This is a genomic window from Bacteroides sp. GM023 (genome assembly GCF_014750685.1).
Lineage (GTDB): Bacteria > Bacteroidota > Bacteroidia > Bacteroidales > Bacteroidaceae > Bacteroides.
Window position 1 is genome coordinate 42,075 of record NZ_JAAXGE010000004.1, and the last position, 17,900, is coordinate 59,974.

Sequence of the window (17,900 nt, forward strand, 5' to 3'; positions counted from 1 at the left end):
TAAATGTAACTCCATGAAACTGAAAAAAATATATATCCTGTTATCTCTTTCTTTAGCAGGTATGACAACTTTCTCCGCTTGCCAGGATTTCTTGAGCGAAAAGCCATATTCTTTTGTGGGCCCGGAAGAGGTGGGCAACGATGATGCTGCAGTCAGCCAATGGGTGACCGGCGTGTACAGTAAATGGGCGGACGATATGTTCCGTTGGGGGAATTTCCCCCGCGTGCTTGATATGGACTGTGACTATGCTTCCGGTCCTGACTGGGCATTCAGCAACGCAGGTGCCGGCAATTATCAGGGAGATGATGTGACCAACACCATTTGGAAAGGTTGTTATAACTTGATTAATCGCGCTAATGTGGCTATCAAATATATCAATGCAATCACGGGTGCCGACGAACAGGTAAAGACTAACGGTCTGGGTGAGGTGTATTTCCAAAAGGCTTTTGCCTATTTTATGCTGGTGAAGGCATACGGTGAGATTCCGTTGTTTAACAAGGCTGTCACGGACGGGGCGGGATACAACAATCCTCGCCGTCCGATAGCCGATGTCTATGCTGAAATAGTTCGTCTTTTGGAAGAGGAAGCCATTCCACGTCTTTATAAGAATACGGATGCGGGATATCAAACCGGACATGTATGTGCGGGAACAGCTGTCGGACTACTCGCTAAAGTGTATGCAACCATGGCTTCCGGTGCACTTCCGGCAGGTGAGAAAATGACAGTAATGACCGGCTCGTCTTATTCATACAATGGGGACGATAAGGTTTTGGACATGCCTGTAAGACGGGAGTTTGTGAAGACTCAGGTGAAAGGTTACGAAAGTTTCGATTGGAGGGATTGCTATGAAAAAGCTGCCAAATGGGCCGGATATCTGGTGTACCCTTCTCCGGACAACAACTACGGCAGCCATGACTTGCTTCCTTATGACCAACTGTGGAAGCGCTCCGGACTGGGGCAAAGTACCGAACATCTGTTTGCCTTGCAAGGTGCCAACGGTGACGAGCTTTATGGAAACAGTATCTTTGAATGGTACAATGGCATCGACAATGGACGCGGTGTAGTAGCCAGCGGTCTGTATATCGGCAACCGTTATCACTGGTATACTCTGTTCACCTCTCAGGATTACCGTGTCACACAAGGAGTGAAACATCGTTTTATAGTAAGCTATCAGGACGAAGAGGGAAAACCGAAGAGCGGCTTTTTCTATCCGAACACACCGGAGTATGTGCTGAAAGCCACAGGCTATGATGCTAATGGAAATTATGTAGCGGAACCGGAAGCTCCCTACAACGACGGACGTAACTATTACTTTAACGTATCGAACGAGTGTCTGGCATTTACTAACAAATATGCAGACGTTACAGACGCCACACAGAAAAAATCGGATGCCTACTGGCCTTTCCTTCGTCTGGCTGACATCGTGCTGATTTACGCAGAAGCGAAATGTGAATTGGATAACGGAGTATCTTCCGAGGCTATCAGTGCATTGAATAGGGTACGTAACCGTTCGAACGCCACTCTTGCGTCAAGTTCCGGTGATGGAGCCATTGCTTCCAAACAAGCCCTGCGTTCCGCCATTTTTGAAGAACGTGCCAAAGAACTTGCGCTGGAAGGAGACAGGCGATGGGATCTGATTCGTTGGGGAATCTATGTGGAAGTGATGAACTCTATTGGTGGAATCAACAAGGACGGCTCTCAAACTCACTATGATGAAGCCGGTGTGAATAAACATCGTGAACAGCGTCATTTGCTTTTCCCATTGCCTTCTGATGAGGTCTCTACTAATGAAGCGATTGACAGCAATAATCCGGGTTGGAGTTAAAGTACCTTCCCTATTCTAGAATAAAGTCAGAAATTTAAAATCAATATTTCATGAAAAGATTATCTTTCAAATCCATAACTCTTATGTGCTGTATGGCGTTGAGCTTTAGTGCTTGTCAGGACATAGTGACCTATAATGATAATTATGACGACGAAATGGCGTCAAGCGGTGCCCCCGTTATTGACGCTGTATATGACTCCAAAGACAGGGATAAATTGTTACCAATCACTGACGGAAATCTGGAGCAGATGATTGTGCTTGACGGTTCCAATTTAAGCCGTGTGAGGAAAGTGATGTTCAATGATGTCGAACTCCCTGTCGGTGAGGTATATGCGACTGCCGGCAGTGCCTATCTTCCCATTCCCCGTCAGATTCCGTTGGAAGTGAATAATAAACTCTATTATGAAACGGAGTTGGGAAGTACCACGTATGATTTCACGGTGTCTGTACCCTTGGTTCAGGTGGACGGTCTATATAACGAATTTGCTCTTCCCGGCACATCTGTACAGTTGAAAGGTAAGTACTTCGACCTCTATGGATTCGGAGGCGGGAATTCTACTTCTACTGTCAAAATGAACGGTGTAGAACTTGAGGTAGATTCTATCTCGGACAAATATATGTCGGTTGTCATTCCAGAGAATGCACAGGATAACTCTGTCATCGAAGTGAGTTATGTGGGAGCGGGTTCTGTTGCCCATACCGAGAGAATCCCTTATCGTATGACGGATGCGATTATCTGGAACCTTTCTCGTCCTGATGATTACGGACTCTGGGCAGGCAAAGAACTTATCGTCAATGAAGCAGGCGACAACGAGCCTGAAATTCTCTATGGCCCTTATTTTAGGGTGAATGGCAGTTATGGTGCATGGAACTGGACGAATCTTGTTTGCGGAGGATTTAATTGCCCGGCTGATGTGGCGGCAAATCCTGCCGATTACAACTTTAAGTTTGAGGTTTACTCTCCGACGGGGCATCCGTTCTATGATTCGGCTGAATATGGTTATTTGATTCAGCTTAATAATGGCAATTATCCGTGGAATCCTTCAGCGAATGGTAGTTTCAATACATACGGGAAGTGGTGTACTGTTTCAATTGATTTGCAGAGCGTGTCGGGTAATGCTTTCTCGGAAGGATGGACAGGGTTGTCATTCATCCTCCAACCCAATTCGGATTGGAGCGTAGACCACAGTTTTGCCAATATTCGTATTGAGAAGAAAATCAGGTAAATGATTATAGAAAATAGGTATGAAGAATATATATAACTTTTTGATTTATTTCATCTTTTGTGGTATAGGAGCGGGATGCTCTTCCTCGTCCGGGGAAGACTTTCCGGCTACGGAGCCGGAACCGGTGGACAATTCGTTGATAAAGAAAGAACTTTGCACCGTGGACGCATCCGTCGAAGCTAAGAAAGTGTATACATATCTGAGAAACTGCTGGGGGAAAAAAACTTTGAGCAGCACAATGGCGAATGTGGCATGGAACGTCAATGAAGCAGTATGGGTAAACCGTCAGACCGGGAAGTATCCCGCCATTGTCTGCTTCGATTACATGAACCTTCCCGCTTCGCCGGCCGACTGGATTGATTATAATAAGACATCGGTTGTTGAAGACTGGTGGAATGCCGGAGGATTGGTTGCTGCATGTTGGCATTGGAATGTGCCGGTCACGGAAAACAGCAGTGAGTATAAATGTATGGTTAGCGAAACGGATTTTGATATTGTCAAGGCATTGCAGGAGGGAACCAGGGAAAATGAGATCATTAAAGCTGATTTGGAAGAATTGGCAAGTTACTTGCTGCTTTTGAAGCAAAAGAATATTCCTGTCATCTGGAGACCGTTGCACGAAGCGGCAGGCAAATGGTTTTGGTGGGGGAAAGACGCAGTTTCATACAAACGGCTCTGGAAACTTGTATATGAGATGTTCAAGCAGAAAGGACTGAACAATCTTATCTGGGTATGGACGAGCGAAACGAACGACAAGGACTGGTATCCCGGTGATGCATACGTGGATATTATCGGACGGGACGTGTACCACAAGACCGACGCTGCCGGACTGGCCATAGATTTTGATGTGCTGAAAAAAACTTTCCCGGACAAGCTGATTGCACTTAGCGAATGTGGTAATGTGGCAACCATAGACAAGCAATTGGCAGCCGGAGCTCAATGGGCGTGGTTCATGACCTGGTATGACTATGAAGTGACAAAGGATACTACTGCGCCTGTTTTTAATTCCGGTCGGCATGAACATGCCGACAAGGCATGGTGGAGCAACGCTTTCAGTCAGCCTGGTGTGATTTGCCGTAGTGATTTGCCTTCGTTTAAATAACAGACTATTCAACTTTTATGATGAAATATATAATTCTGACTATTAATGTGATACTTTGCATCCTCTTACCGACTGCGTGCAGTGGTGGAGGAGAAGCCGGTGGAAAAACGCCGGAAACAGTCGCCTTGTTCCAGAGTTTGAAACAGGCGGAACGGAAAGGCATTCTTTTCGGGCATCATGATGATACTGCTTACGGAATAGGTTGGGAAGGTGATAAGGGACGTAGCGATGTCAAGAGTGTCTGCGGTGCTTATCCGGGGGTGATGTCTTTCGATTTGGGAGAGATTGAGCTCGGAGGAACACATAATCTTGACAAAGTATCCTTTGTGCATCTTCGTGAATATATTATTGAGCAGTATGCCCGTGGCGGCATGATTTCGCTCAGTTGGCATGCACGTAATCCGAAAACGGGTGGTGACTCATGGGATGTGACCGATAGCACTGTAGTGGCTTCTGTTATGCAGGGAGGAGAGAATCATGAGAAAATGCTCGGATGGATAGACCGTGTGGCCGATTTCCTGCTTTCACTGAAGACAAAGGAGGGGACACTCGTTCCTGTGGTGTTTCGCCCTTGGCATGAACATACCGGAAGCTGGTTTTGGTGGGGCAAGGATTTGTGTTCTTCGGAACAATACAAGACCCTTTGGCGGATGACCAACGACCGTTTGCGTCTGAAGGGAGTGAATAATGTGCTGTTAGCTTACTCGCCGGGAATGGAATCTGATACGGTTGAAGAATATCTTGAACGCTATCCGGGGGATGATATTATAGATGTTCTTGGTACGGATGTCTATCAGTATGAACGTTCTCAGTATATCAGGCAATTGAACAAGATGTTGACGATTCTGACTGAAGCGGGCAGGAAGCACGATAAGCCTATTGCCCTGACCGAAACGGGATTGGAAGGCATTCCCGATTCCCTGTGGTGGACAGGGACGCTGTTGCCGGTCATCGAGAAATATCCCCTCAGTTATGTACTGGTTTGGCGTAATGCGCGCGAAAAGTCCACTCATTATTATGCTCCCTATCCCGGACAAGTATCTGCCGATGATTTCGTGAAATTCAGTCAGTCTCCGAAAATGTTGTTTGTCGGAGACAATTTTGAACTCTATAAATAAGGAAACATGATGAAGAATCTGATTAGAATCTGCCTGTTTACTACTCTTTTGTTTGTAACAGGAGACTTGGTTGCTCAAAATGTGCATGTGTCAACCCCTCGTACTTCACTGGTACTCTCGGCTCCGGTGGGAGGAGAATTGAAGTATGTATATTATGGCAGTAAGCTTACTGAAAACGATTATCGCGAAGTTTATAATGCACCTGTCATGCAACATACGGCTTATCCGGTATATGGTATGAACTGTCCGGGTGAGTCGGCGTTGGCAGTGACTCATGCCGACGGAAACATGACTTTGCAAATGGAAGTGACCGGTACGGAAATCAAGAACACCGACGGAGCAGTTATTGCCGTCATTAAACTGAAAGACAAGGTCTATCCGTTTTCTGTAAATGTGTGCTACAAGGCCTACTCTGATGTAGATATCATAGAGACTTGGACAGAAATAGCCCATGCGGAGAAAAAGAATGTTACGTTACGTAAGTTTGATTCGGCTTTTCTGCCTGTGAGGAGGGGGAATGTATGGTTGTCAAGTTTGTACGGTTCATGGGCCAACGAGGGGAAACTTGTGCAGGAACCTCTCGAACCGGGCATGAAAGTGATAAAGAATAGGGATGGCGTGAGAAATTCGCATACGGCGCATGCCGAAGTGATGTTCTCTCTTGATGGCAAACCACAGGAGAACTACGGCAATGTCATTGGTGCAGCTCTTTGTTATGGCGGAAACTACAAACTACGCATTGATACGGATGACAGTGAATATCATCAATTTTATGCCGGCATAAATGAAGAGAACTCAGCTTATAACTTAAAGAAAGGGGAGCTTTTCATCACTCCGGCTTTAGCATTGACTTACAGCGCCGAGGGACTGAGCGGATGCAGCCGTAACTTTCATCGTTGGGCACGCAAATACAAACTGGCGCATGGAAATTCTCTCCGCAAAATATTGTTGAACAGTTGGGAAGGAGTGTATTTTGATATCAACGAGAACGGTATGAACCAGATGATGGGAGATATCGCATCTATGGGTGGTGAACTGTTTGTGATGGACGATGGATGGTTTGGTGATAAGTACAAACGTAACTCAGACAATTCTTCATTGGGCGACTGGAAGGTGGATACCGGGAAACTGCCCGGCGGTATTCGCAAATTGGTGGACGATGCCCGCCAACATAAGGTGAAGTTCGGTATATGGATTGAACCGGAAATGGCCAATACCACTAGTGAGCTTTACGAAAAGCATCCGGAATGGATATTGAAAGCTCCCTTGCGCGAACCGGTATTGGGGCGTGGAGGGACGCAAGTGGTGCTTGACCTGGGCAATCCGCAGGTGCAGGATTTTATATTCAATCTTGTAGACACTTTGATGACCAATTATCCGGAAATAGACTATATCAAATGGGATGCGAACATGGCTATCATGAATCATGGGTCGAACTATCTGCCGAAGAATGAACAAAGTCATCTGTATATTGCCTATCATCGGGGATTTGAGAATGTGTGCCGCCGGATACGTGCCAAATATCCGGAACTCACCATACAGGCGTGTGCCAGTGGAGGCGGGCGTGCCAATTATGGAGTGCTTCCTTACTTTGACGAGTTTTGGGTGAGTGACAATACAGATGCGTTGCAGCGAATTTATATGCAATGGGGAGCCTCTTATTTCTTTCCGGCTATAGCTATGGCTTCACATATCAGTGCTGCGCCCAATCATCAGACTTTCCGCACCATTCCTTTGAAATATCGTATCGATGTGGCTATGAGCGGTCGTTTGGGAATGGAAATACAGCCTAAGAATATGACGGACGAAGAGAAAGAACTATGTCGTAAGGCTATTGCTGACTATAAGATGATTCGTCCTGTGGTACAATTGGGAGATATTTACCGGTTACTTTCTCCGTATGACAGACTGGGAGTAGCTTCACTGATGTACGTCTCTCCGGAAAAAGAGAAAGCTGTGTTCTATTGGTGGAAGACTGAACATTTCTGCAACCAGCATTTGCCTCGTATCAGGATGGCGGGGCTTCATCCTGATAAAATTTATAAAGTGACTGAATTGAACCGGATAGACAACCAGCCTCTGGATTACGAAGGAAAAGCTTTTAGCGGCGCGTATCTGATGGCGAACGGACTGGAAATGCCTTATAATCACAAAGTGGATTACCATAAGTTGAGTGATTATTCCAGCCGGATACTTTATCTGGAAGAGGTTAAGTGAATATATATATAAGAGAATAACGATATTTAGTTTGACGATTGATATGATTACATTTAAAGAGAAGTTGAATACTCTGTTTGATGATTACAATAAACTGATTACCCGCAAGAATGTGCCTTTGGAAGATGGTAACGGCATTTTCACCCGTTACAAGTATCCGATACTGACGGCTGCCCATACTCCCGTCTTCTGGCGTTATGATTTGGATCCCAAATCCAACCCTTATCTGATGGAGCGTATCGGCATGAACGCTACATTGAATTCCGGAGCCATTAAATGGAACGGTAAGTACCTGTTGGTAGTACGTGTGGAAGGTGCCGACCGTAAATCGTTTTTTGCAGTAGCCGAGAGTCCTAATGGCATTGACAATTTCCGTTTTTGGGATTATCCTATTACGATGCCCGAAGATGTGATTCCAGCTACCAATATTTATGATATGCGCCTTACGGCGCATGAAGACGGCTGGGTGTACGGCATTTTCTGCGCGGAAAGACATGACCCGGCAGCGCCGGCGGGCGACTTGTCATCGGCAACTGCCACTGCTGCCATAGCTCGCACCAAAGATTTTGTGAACTGGGAGCGGCTGCCTGATTTGAAGACCGGAAGCCAGCAACGCAATGTCGTGCTTCATCCCGAATTCGTCAATGGGAAATATGCACTTTACACCCGTCCGCAGGACGGATTCATCGATGCCGGAAGCGGAGGGGGAATCGGCTGGGCATTGGTGGACGATATGACTCATGCGGAGGTAAGAGAGGAAACGATTATCGACCGGCGCTATTATCATACAATCAAAGAGGTGAAGAACGGAGAAGGGCCGCATCCTATCAAGACTCCTAAAGGGTGGCTGCATCTGGCACATGGGGTTCGCGGATGTGCCGCCGGGTTAAGATATGTTCTTTATATGTATATGACTTCTCTTGAAGACCCGACTCGTGTGATAGCTTCTCCTGCCGGGGCAATCATGGTTCCCGAAGGCGGGGAACGTGTGGGAGATGTTTCGAATGTACTGTTTTCCAATGGCTGGATTGCAGATGAAGACGGAAAAGTATTCATTTATTACGCTTCGAGTGATACACGTATGCATGTGGCAACTTCTACCATAGACAGGCTGGTGGATTATTGTCTGAATACTCCGCAAGACGGTTATTGTTCATCTGCCTCTGTCGAAACACTGAAACGGCAAATTGCGAAAAACCTGAAATTGATGAGTTGATGCCCAGCATCCTTAAATAACGGTCTACCATGATAAAACTAAAAGAAAAGATTGGCTACGGTTTGGGAGACATGGCTTCCTCCATGTTCTGGAAGTTGTTCGGCTCTTATCTGATGATATTTTATACGGATGTGTTCGGAATGCCGGCAGCCGTTGTGGGGACTATGTTCCTCGTCACTCGTGTATGGGATTCGGCATTCGACCCTATTGTCGGAATCATTGCCGACCGCACTCGTTCGAGGTGGGGAAAGTTCCGCCCTTATCTGCTATTTCTTGCTTTTCCGTTTGCCTTCATCGGAATCCTGACTTTCACTACTCCCGAATGGAGCATGACGGCGAAGATTGTATATGCTTATATTACTTACTCACTGATGATGATGGTTTATTCGGCTATCAATGTGCCTTATGCTTCTCTGTTGGGCGTGATGAGTGCCGAACCGCATGATCGCAATGTGCTGTCTGTATACCGCATGGTATTTGCCTATTTGGGCAGTTTCATCGCATTGCTGCTCTTCATGCCTATGGTGAATGCTTTTAGTGAAGGGCATGGTGAGCAATACGGTTGGGAAATGGCTGTAACCGTGATAGCTGTAATGTGTACCGTCTTTTTTATCGGTTGTTTTGCTTTGACCCGTGAGCGTGTGAAACCTATCAGGGAGAAGCAGGCACCGCTGAAAGATGACTTGAAAGATTTGCTGCACAACCGCCCCTGGTGGATTTTGTTGGGAGCGGGTATTGCTGCCTTGATTTTCAATTCCATTCGTGATGGTGCCACTGTGTATTATTTCAAGTACTTTATTGTGGAAAATAGTAATGAACCGGTTACCCTTCTGGGTATCCCCTTTGTACTAAGCGGACTGTATCTGGCTATTGGACAAGCGGCTAATATCATCGGAGTGATTTTGGCCGCTCCGGTCAGCAACCGCATCGGAAAAAAAAGAACTTATATGTGGGCTATGGTAGTTGCTACGGTGCTCAGTATCGTTTTCTATTGGTTCGAGAAAGAGAATCTTGTACTCATTTTTATTTTCCAGATACTTATCAGTATTTGTGCCGGCAGTATTTTCCCTCTTTTATGGAGCATGTATGCCGATTGTGTAGACTACTCCGAACTTAAAACGGGTAACAGGGCTACCGGACTGATATTTTCTTCTTCGTCGATGAGTCAGAAGTTTGGTTGGGCAATCGGCAGTGCTGTCACTGGATGGTTGTTGGGGTACTTCGGTTTCCAGGCGAATGTGGTGCAAAACGACCAGGCTATTAACGGTATCAGGATGTTTCTCAGTTTTTTGCCTGCCATAGGTACCTTATTGAGCATTTTGTTCATCAGTATGTATCCGCTGTCCGAAAAAAGAATGAAAGAAATCATCGGGGAACTGGAACAGAAAAGAAATCATCATTAAACATTTAGGATTATGGAAACCACTATTGAACGCCTGAAAGAGGAAGTACAACAAGTGCTTACCACTAATATTCTCCCTTACTGGATAGAGAAAATGCAGGACAGAGGGAACGGAGGATTTTATGGTCGTATCACAGGGCAAGAATGCTTGGTTGCAGAAGCAGAGAAGGGAGCTGTCATGAATGCGCGCATCTTGTGGACATTTTCCGCCGCTTACCGTCTGTTGCATAAGCCCGAATATCTGGAAATTGCCACTCGTGCCAAACGTGAAATAATCGACCGTTTTTATGATAAACAATTTGGGGGAATTTATTGGAGCATAGATGCTCATGGGCAGCCTTTGGATACAAAGAAGCAGGTCTATGCTATCGGATTTGCTATTTATGGACTGAGTGAATATCATCGGGCAACGGCAGACAACGAAGCTTTGGAGTATGCTATCCGCCTTTTTCATGACATCGAATTGCATTGTTTTGACGAAAGAAGAAATGGGTATTATGAAGCTTTTTCCCGAGAATGGGAAGAAATAGCGGATATGCGTCTCAGTGACAAGGATGCGAATGAACGTAAGACAATGAATACTCATTTGCATATTCTTGAGCCTTACACCAATCTTTTTCGAGTATGGAAGGATGAAATACTGAAAAGCCGATTACATAATCTTATCCGTTTATTCGTTGATGAGATTATGGATATGGACACAAGGCATCTACAGCTTTTCTTTGATGACAACTGGCAAAGCAATTACCATATTATATCTTACGGTCATGATATTGAAGCGTCGTGGCTCATCCATGAGGCGGCACTCGTACTTGCTGACCGCCAGCTATTGTCCGAAATAGAAATGTACGTCGTCGAGATTGCTGAGGCTGCTGCGGAAGGTTTTCTTTCCGACGGTGGAATGATTTATGAGTTGCGGACTGACAGTTCTTCTATTGATGCTGACCGGCATTGGTGGGTACAAGCTGAAACAGTGGTAGGATTCATGAATCTATATCAGCATTTCGGTGACAAGTTATCTTTGTCACGCGCTGTCCGGTGCTGGGAGTTCATCAAAAAGCATTTGATTGATTATGCAAACGGAGAATGGTACTGGAGCCTTTCGGCTGATGGGGCTGTCAACCGTGAGGATGATAAAGCCGGATTTTGGAAATGTCCTTACCATAACGGGCGTATGTGTATAGAGATTATGGAGCGTTTTTGATTTCATTGCAGCCGGTTTGTGTGGGTGTACCAGTAAGCTGTGGTGTGACACTTAGTATACTGTGGGATGACTGAAGATGGCCTTTTGGCAAATTTGAGGTGTATTTATAATGAAAACTGGAGAAAGAGATGTTTCGTCCTTCCTCCAGCTTTTATATTATTGATGAGCAGTGAATTACTTCACTTCCCAAGTATCATTCGTCATCAACAGCTCCTGGAAATTGTGATATTTCTTTTTGGCTTTGATTTCCTCAATTTGTTCTGTAACTGCATCGTTGTAAGTCGGAGCATCAACATCGCGGATTACACCGAGTGCAATCGGGAAGTCAGGCCCTTCCATCAAGGCAAGTTTCAATTGAAGCGTATTGTCCTGACAGTGTGCGTCATGGATAAGGACATCTTTTTCTGTGATGCCATTTTCACCAAGTTTCACCACTTTCAGTCCGAAGCCTTCCTGCATCAATCCGAATTCCTTGTTTTCACCGAACAACATGGGTTTGCCATGTTCCAGGTAGATAGCATTCTTGGCACGTCCTTCTTTAGTTGCGACAGAAGCGTGAGTTCCGTCGTTGAAGATAACGCAGTTTTGCAGAACCTCTACAACAGAAGCACCTTTGTGGTTGGCTGCTGCTTTCAATACTTCGATAGAAGCGGCGCCATCCACTGCTATGCAGCGGGCAAAGAAGCGTCCACGGGCACCGAAAGCAAGTTCAGCAGGGTGGAACGGGTCTTCTATTGTTCCATAAGGAGAAGATTTAGTCACGAGCCCGCGTTCCGAAGTCGGTGAATATTGTCCTTTTGTCAAACCATAGATACGGTTGTTCAGAAGAATCATATTCAAGTCGATGTTACGGCGTAAAGCGTGGATGAAGTGGTTACCACCAATTGCCAGGCCGTCACCGTCACCGGAAATCTGCCAGATAGTCAAATTCGGGTTAGCTACTTTTGCACCTGTGGCAACAGCGGCAGCACGTCCGTGGATGGTGTGGAAACCATACGTATTTACGTAGTAAGGCAGACGGGAAGAACAACCGATACCGGAAATTACGGCAATATCGTGCGGTGCTGTTCCCAGTTCGGCCATAGCCTTGTGCAGTGAATTCAGGAAAGCGTGGTCACCGCATCCCGGACACCAGCGGGGCTGGCCTGATTTATAATCTTGTACGGTATATACTTTATCGCTCATCTCTTATTCCTCCAATAATTTAGTAAATGCATCTATCAATTCTCTCGTAACGAAAGGCTGTCCTTTCACTTGGTTGAACTGGCTGATGTTCAGTCCCGGCACCTTCATGCGCAGGTAACCTGCGAATTGTCCCAAATTCTGTTCAGCAACCACGATTTTCTTATATTTACGCAATACGTCAGCCGTGTTCTTTGGCAGCGGATTGATGTACTGGAAGTGTGCGAAAGCCACTTTCTTTCCATGTTCGCGCATATGGTCCATAGCCAGACGGAGATAACCGTAAGTGCCACCCCAACCCACAATCAGTAAGTCTGCGTCCTCATCGCCCATCACTTCAAGTTCGGGGATATAGTCGGCAATCTTGTCTACTTTGGCTTGGCGCAGGTGAACCATTTTATCGTGGTTTTCCGCTTCAGTGGAGATAGCTCCTGTTTCGTTGCTCTTTTCAAGGCCACCGATACGGTGTGTGAATCCTTCCGTTCCCGGAGTAGCCCAGTAGCGTACACCTGTTTCTTCGTTACGTTGGTAAGGAGTCCAGTTGCCGGCCATGTCCGGAGTTACGTATGGCGGGTTGATGGCAGGATATTCGTCCAGGTTAGGAAGTTTCCAGGCAGCGGAGCCGTTTGCTACGAAAGCATCGGTCAGCAATACAACTGGAGTCATATGTTCCAGGGCAATCTTGGCTGCCATGTATGCGGAGTCAAAACAGTTGGTCGGTGACGTTGCAGCGATAACGGGCATCGGGCTTTCGCCGTTGCGTCCGTAGAGAGCTTGCAGTAAGTCGGTCTGTTCTGATTTGGTAGGAAGACCCGTAGACGGGCCACCACGCTGTACATTGACAATCACTAACGGAAGTTCGCCGATTACAGCAAGGTTCATCGCCTCACTCTTCAGACAAACACCCGGGCCGGAAGTCGTAGTTACCGCCAAAGCACCCGCAAAAGCGGCACCAACGGCAGAAGCGCAACCTGCGATTTCGTCTTCGCACTGCACGGTTTTTACTCCCAGTGATTTATGTTTGGATAATTCGTGCAGGATGTCAGTAGCCGGAGTGATAGGATAAGAACCCAGGTAGAGTTCCAACCCTGCTTTCTCGGCAGCAGCTATCAAGCCGTATGACGTTGCCTTATTACCATTAATATCTGTATAAAGCCCTTTGGATTTCGGAGCTTTGCTTTCAATCTTATAAGTGGAGACAGAAGCGTGAGTGTTGGCTCCATAGTTGAAACCATCGTTCAATACCTTAATATTAGCTTCTGCGATTTCGGGTTTCTTGGCGAATTTCTCGCGCAGCATTTTTTCTGCTGCTGCCAGGTTACGGTTGAACAGCCAGCAAACCAGTCCGAGTGCAAACATGTTTTTACAGCGGAGCGCTGATTTGTTGTCCAGTCCCGAGTCTTTCAGGCTCTCTTTACACATGGAAGAGATAGGTACTTCGAGTACTTCCTGTTTAACGCCCAGTTCTTCAAAAGGATTGTCAGTCTTGAATTGTGCCTTTTCCAAATCTCTGGCTTCGAATGAGTCGGAGTCGGTGATGATAAGTCCCTGCGGTTTACAGAATTTGATTTGTGTTTTCAGTGCGGAAGGATTCATTGCTACCAATACGTGGCAACGGTCTCCGGGAGTGTAAACCTGTCCGGCGCCGATGTGTACCTGGAAACCGGAAACACCGGTCAGCGAACCTTGCGGGGCGCGGATGTCTGCCGGGTAGTCGGGGAATGTACAGATGTCATTTCCTACCGTAGCCGACACGTTCGAGAAGATGTTGCCGGCCAGCTGCATGCCATCGCCGGAGTCGCCGGAGAAACGTACTACGACTTCCTCCAATTCTTTAACCATCATTTCGTCTGCCATAACTTTAATTACTATATTTAATTTAAAAACTGTTTTTACTTTCAATTTGTGAGCGCAAAGGTCGGAAAGTTAATCGAATTATCAAAATAAAACGTACTTTATTGTCCTATTGACGCAAAATATTAAGCCTATATGAAAGGAACCTGTATTTTTATTCTTGTTAAATCGACAGAAACCGTTATCTTTGCAAACAAATTTGAAGCGGCCCTGTAGTTCAACGGATAGAATAGAAGTTTCCTAAACTTTAGATAGGGGTTCGATTCCCCTCGGGGCTACTACGAAGAAGAATCTATGGGAAGTTGTGTTGTAGTCTTTCATGCTGTATCAAGTTTTAAGTTTTACAATGGCTTCTTTAAAGATTAACGTCTTATAGCTTCTATTTGTTTTAATAATCAATAGAAAAAGCCTCTTTCGAATGTTCGGAAGAGGCTTTTTCTATTTCAGGAATATATTATTCTTCCGTAGCAGCGACAGCTACTACTTTTTTGTTCTTCATCATGTTGTATGCAATCGGAGATGCAATGAACAATGAAGACAATGTACCGATAACCACACCGAGAATCATCGCGAATGCGAAGCTGCGGATAGAGTCACCACCGAGGATGAAGATACACAGCAACACGATCAATGTACTCAATGATGTATTGATGGTACGAGCCAGTGTCGTGTTCAAAGAGTCGTTGAACAACACACGCTTGTCACGTTTCGGATACAAGCCGAAGAACTCGCGTACACGGTCGAAGATTACCACCTTATCATTAATAGAGTAACCGATAGCTGTCAGGATAGCACCGATAAATGTCTGGTCGATTTCCAGAGAGAACGGCAAGATACCCCAGAACAGTGAGTAAGCACCGATAATCATGACTGTATCACATGTCAGGGCTACGATAGAACCGATACTGTATGCGATATTGCGGAAACGGATCAAGATATACAGGCCGATAGCGATCAGTGCCAGAACAACTGACCAAATAGCGCCTGTCTTGATGTCGTCTGCGATACTCGGACCTACCTTCTGTGAACTTACGATACTACCACCTGTGTGATTGTCACGGTCGATGAAAGTAGCCAGTGTAATGTTTTGAGTCAATACCGGTTTCAGTGTTTCATACAGATAGGATTCGATTTCCGAGTCAACGTTATTACCAGCATCTTCGATACGGTAGTTTGTGCTGATACGAACCGTTTTCTTGTCTGTACCGATAGCGATAACGCTAACGTTGGCATCACCGAATTTGCTTGCGATCAACTCGCGTACTTGTTCCGGTTCCACAGGATTTTCAAACTGTACCTTAAAGTTACGTCCACCTGTGAAGTCGATACTCTGACTTAAACCACGGATAGCGAATGAACCGATACAAATGATGATAACAGCTCCTACGATAATCATGGATTTCTTATTTGTTCCCATGAAATCGAAATGTGTGTTGGTCATCAGGTTCTTCGAAAGCTTAGTCGTAAATGTCAGGTTCTGCAACTTGTCTTTGTTCAAGAAGTGCTCGTAAACCAAACGAGTCATGAACACAGCGGTAAAGAACGATACAAGGATACCGATAATCAAAGTCGTAGCAAAACCACGGATCGGACCGGTACCGAAGTTGAACAGGATGACACCTGTGATAATAGATGTCAAGTTAGAGTCGAAGATAGCGGAGAATGCGTTGGAATAACCGTCGGCAAGCGCTTTCTTCACACCCTTACCGGCACGAAGCTCTTCTTTTGTACGTTCATAGATAAGCACGTTCGCATCCACAGCCATACCCAGTGACAACACCATACCGGCAATACCGGACATTGTCAGTGCCGCCTGGAAGGAAGAAAGGATACCTAATACGAAGAAGAAGTTCAGGAACAACGCCCCGTTGGCAATCATACCCGGGATGAGACCGTACATAGAACACATATAGATCATCAACAGAATCAAAGCCACAACGAATGAGAAAACACCCGCGTTGATAGATTCCTGACCCAGTGACGGACCAACGATATCTTCCTGTACGATGTGAGCCGGAGCCGGCATCTTACCTGATTTCAATACGTTAGCTAAGTCCTTTGCCTGTTCTGGAGTGAAGTGGCCTGTAATCTGTGAACGTCCGCCTGTGATTTCAGAGTTTACGTTCGGTGCAGAATATACATAGTTATCAAGAACGATAGCGATGGAACGACCGATGTTCTGCTTAGTCAACTGTGCCCAACGGCGTGCACCGTCAGAGTTCATTGTCATGCTTACAGCCGGTTTGCTATATTGGTCGAATTCGTCTTTAGCATCTGTTACTACGTCACCTTCCAACGGAGCTTTGCCGTTGCGTTCGGTAGACTTGATAGCGTATAATTCGAAAGTCTGTCCTTTTTTGTCGAATTCAGAAGGAGAAACACCCCATTTCAGACGAAGGTCTTTGGGAAGTTCTGCCTTGATTTCCGCCATAGCCAGATAATCGTTGATAGTAGCAGTGTCTTTGTAGTTGGCATAACCGATAACAGGACCCTGTCCGCTGGAGTTCAACTGAAGTACAGACAACAGAGGATATTGCTTCTTGATTTCTTCCATGTTGCTTGAAGATGCGTCTTCAGCAGTTGCGTCACCTTTCAGTGCGGCAGCAAGGCTGTCGGCTGCGCTTACGGCTTTTTTCTCAACCGGAGTAGCTTCGGTGATGACTGCTGCTTCTATCGTATCTCCATCGGCGGTGGTTTCTTCAGCCAATACTGCGCGCAGTTTAGCGTCTGCAGATTGCATGGCAGGAAGAATTTCTTTTGCTGTGTAAGTTTCCCAGAATTCCAGGTTAGCAGAACCTTGGAGAAGTTTTCTCACACGTTCCGGTTCTTTGATACCCGGCAGTTCCACCATGATACGTCCCATTTTGTCTTCGAGACTCTGGATGTTCGGCTGAACAACACCAAAGCGGTCGATACGGGTACGGAGTACGTTGTATGAGTTTTCAACTGCAGCTTTTACTTCTGTTCTCAGTACTTTTTCTACTTCAGCATCCGTTGATTTCTGGTTAACTTTGTCTTTCAACTGTTGTGTTGCGAAGAGTTCGGAAAGTTTTGCGTCCGGAGCTGCTTTGTGGTATTCTCTGACAAACAGGGTGATGATATCATCCTGGCTGTTGATAGCCTGTTTTGCAGCTTCTCCCAATGCTTTGTTGAAAGCTTCATCCGGCTTGTTGTCAGCCAGTGCTTTGATAACATCAGGTACAGAAACTTCAAGGATAACGTTCATACCACCCTTCAGGTCCAAACCTAAACTAATCTCCATCTCACGACATTGTTTCAGCGTCCAGTTACCCAGCCAAACTTTCTCGTTAGAGAGAGAGTCGAGGTAATCTTGTTCTACTTTCGGGTCGCCGTTCGCAATTTCTTTCGCCTTGTTGGTATAGTGGCGTGTTGCGAAGGAGAATGAGAGGTAGAACAGGCATACCAGCGTGAGTAGCACCGCAAAAACCTTTACAAATCCTTTGTTTTGCATTTTACTTTTAATTTATGATGATTACTTTTTTAATTTAATTTTCAGTTAAATTCTGTCGTACACAAGTTCTTTTTGCCGCATA

General features: G+C 45.8%; 11 protein-coding genes and 1 tRNA gene. 9 read left to right on the plus strand and 3 right to left on the minus strand.

The window, feature by feature from the left end; translation table 11 throughout:
* Positions 1-13 precede the first annotated feature (13 nt).
* Genes HC965_RS10395 through HC965_RS10430 form a run of 8 tightly spaced genes read left to right on the plus strand, consistent with a single transcriptional unit; the run spans position 14 to position 11,310 of the window.
* The gene (locus HC965_RS10395; protein ID WP_191031440.1) at positions 14-1,825 is read left to right on the plus strand and encodes a RagB/SusD family nutrient uptake outer membrane protein; all 1,812 of its coding nucleotides are present in this window, start codon (positions 14-16) and stop codon (positions 1,823-1,825) included.
* Positions 1,826-1,875: 50 nt separating this feature from the next.
* Positions 1,876-3,051, plus strand: coding sequence for a glycan-binding surface protein (locus HC965_RS10400; RefSeq protein ID WP_191031441.1), 1,176 nt, complete (start codon positions 1,876-1,878; stop codon positions 3,049-3,051).
* 19 nt (positions 3,052-3,070) lie between these two features.
* A complete protein-coding gene (locus tag HC965_RS10405; protein WP_191031442.1) occupies positions 3,071-4,153 on the plus strand; it encodes a glycosyl hydrolase in 1,083 nt (360 codons plus the stop codon).
* A 17-nt stretch (positions 4,154-4,170) separates the two neighbouring features.
* A complete protein-coding gene (locus HC965_RS10410) occupies positions 4,171-5,271 on the plus strand; it encodes a glycoside hydrolase family 26 protein (RefSeq protein WP_191031443.1) in 1,101 nt (366 codons plus the stop codon).
* Positions 5,272-5,277: 6 nt separating this feature from the next.
* The gene (locus tag HC965_RS10415) at positions 5,278-7,488 is read left to right on the plus strand and encodes an alpha-galactosidase (RefSeq protein ID WP_370539972.1); all 2,211 of its coding nucleotides are present in this window, start codon (positions 5,278-5,280) and stop codon (positions 7,486-7,488) included.
* Positions 7,489-7,531: 43 nt separating this feature from the next.
* Positions 7,532-8,704 (plus strand): glycosidase, encoded by a 1,173-nt coding sequence (locus HC965_RS10420; RefSeq protein WP_191031444.1) that lies wholly within the window; start codon positions 7,532-7,534, stop codon positions 8,702-8,704.
* A gap of 29 nt (positions 8,705-8,733) precedes the next feature.
* Positions 8,734-10,107: an MFS transporter gene (locus tag HC965_RS10425; RefSeq protein WP_191031445.1), complete on the plus strand. Its 1,374-nt coding sequence runs from the start codon at positions 8,734-8,736 to the stop codon at positions 10,105-10,107.
* A gap of 12 nt (positions 10,108-10,119) precedes the next feature.
* Positions 10,120-11,310 carry an AGE family epimerase/isomerase gene (locus HC965_RS10430; RefSeq protein ID WP_191031446.1) on the plus strand — a complete coding sequence of 397 codons (1,191 nt, stop codon included), beginning with the start codon at positions 10,120-10,122 and terminating at the stop codon, positions 11,308-11,310.
* A gap of 174 nt (positions 11,311-11,484) precedes the next feature.
* Here HC965_RS10430 and HC965_RS10435 read toward each other — a convergent pair whose 3' ends face one another.
* Together HC965_RS10435 and HC965_RS10440 are read right to left on the minus strand one after the other, a co-directional pair.
* Entirely contained in the window at positions 11,485-12,495 is a 1,011-nt protein-coding gene (locus HC965_RS10435) for a 2-oxoacid:ferredoxin oxidoreductase subunit beta (RefSeq protein WP_191031447.1), read from the minus strand.
* A gap of 3 nt (positions 12,496-12,498) precedes the next feature.
* The gene (locus tag HC965_RS10440; protein WP_191031448.1) at positions 12,499-14,349 is read right to left on the minus strand and encodes a 2-oxoacid:acceptor oxidoreductase subunit alpha; all 1,851 of its coding nucleotides are present in this window, start codon (positions 14,347-14,349) and stop codon (positions 12,499-12,501) included.
* Positions 14,350-14,552: 203 nt separating this feature from the next.
* On the opposite strand from HC965_RS10440, the gene HC965_RS10445 reads away from it, so the two are divergent.
* Positions 14,553-14,624, plus strand: a tRNA-Arg gene (locus HC965_RS10445).
* 176 nt (positions 14,625-14,800) lie between these two features.
* Here HC965_RS10445 and secDF read toward each other — a convergent pair.
* Positions 14,801-17,818 (minus strand): protein translocase subunit SecDF, encoded by a 3,018-nt coding sequence (secDF, locus tag HC965_RS10450; protein WP_191031449.1) that lies wholly within the window; start codon positions 17,816-17,818, stop codon positions 14,801-14,803.
* Positions 17,819-17,900: the final 82 nt, after the last annotated feature.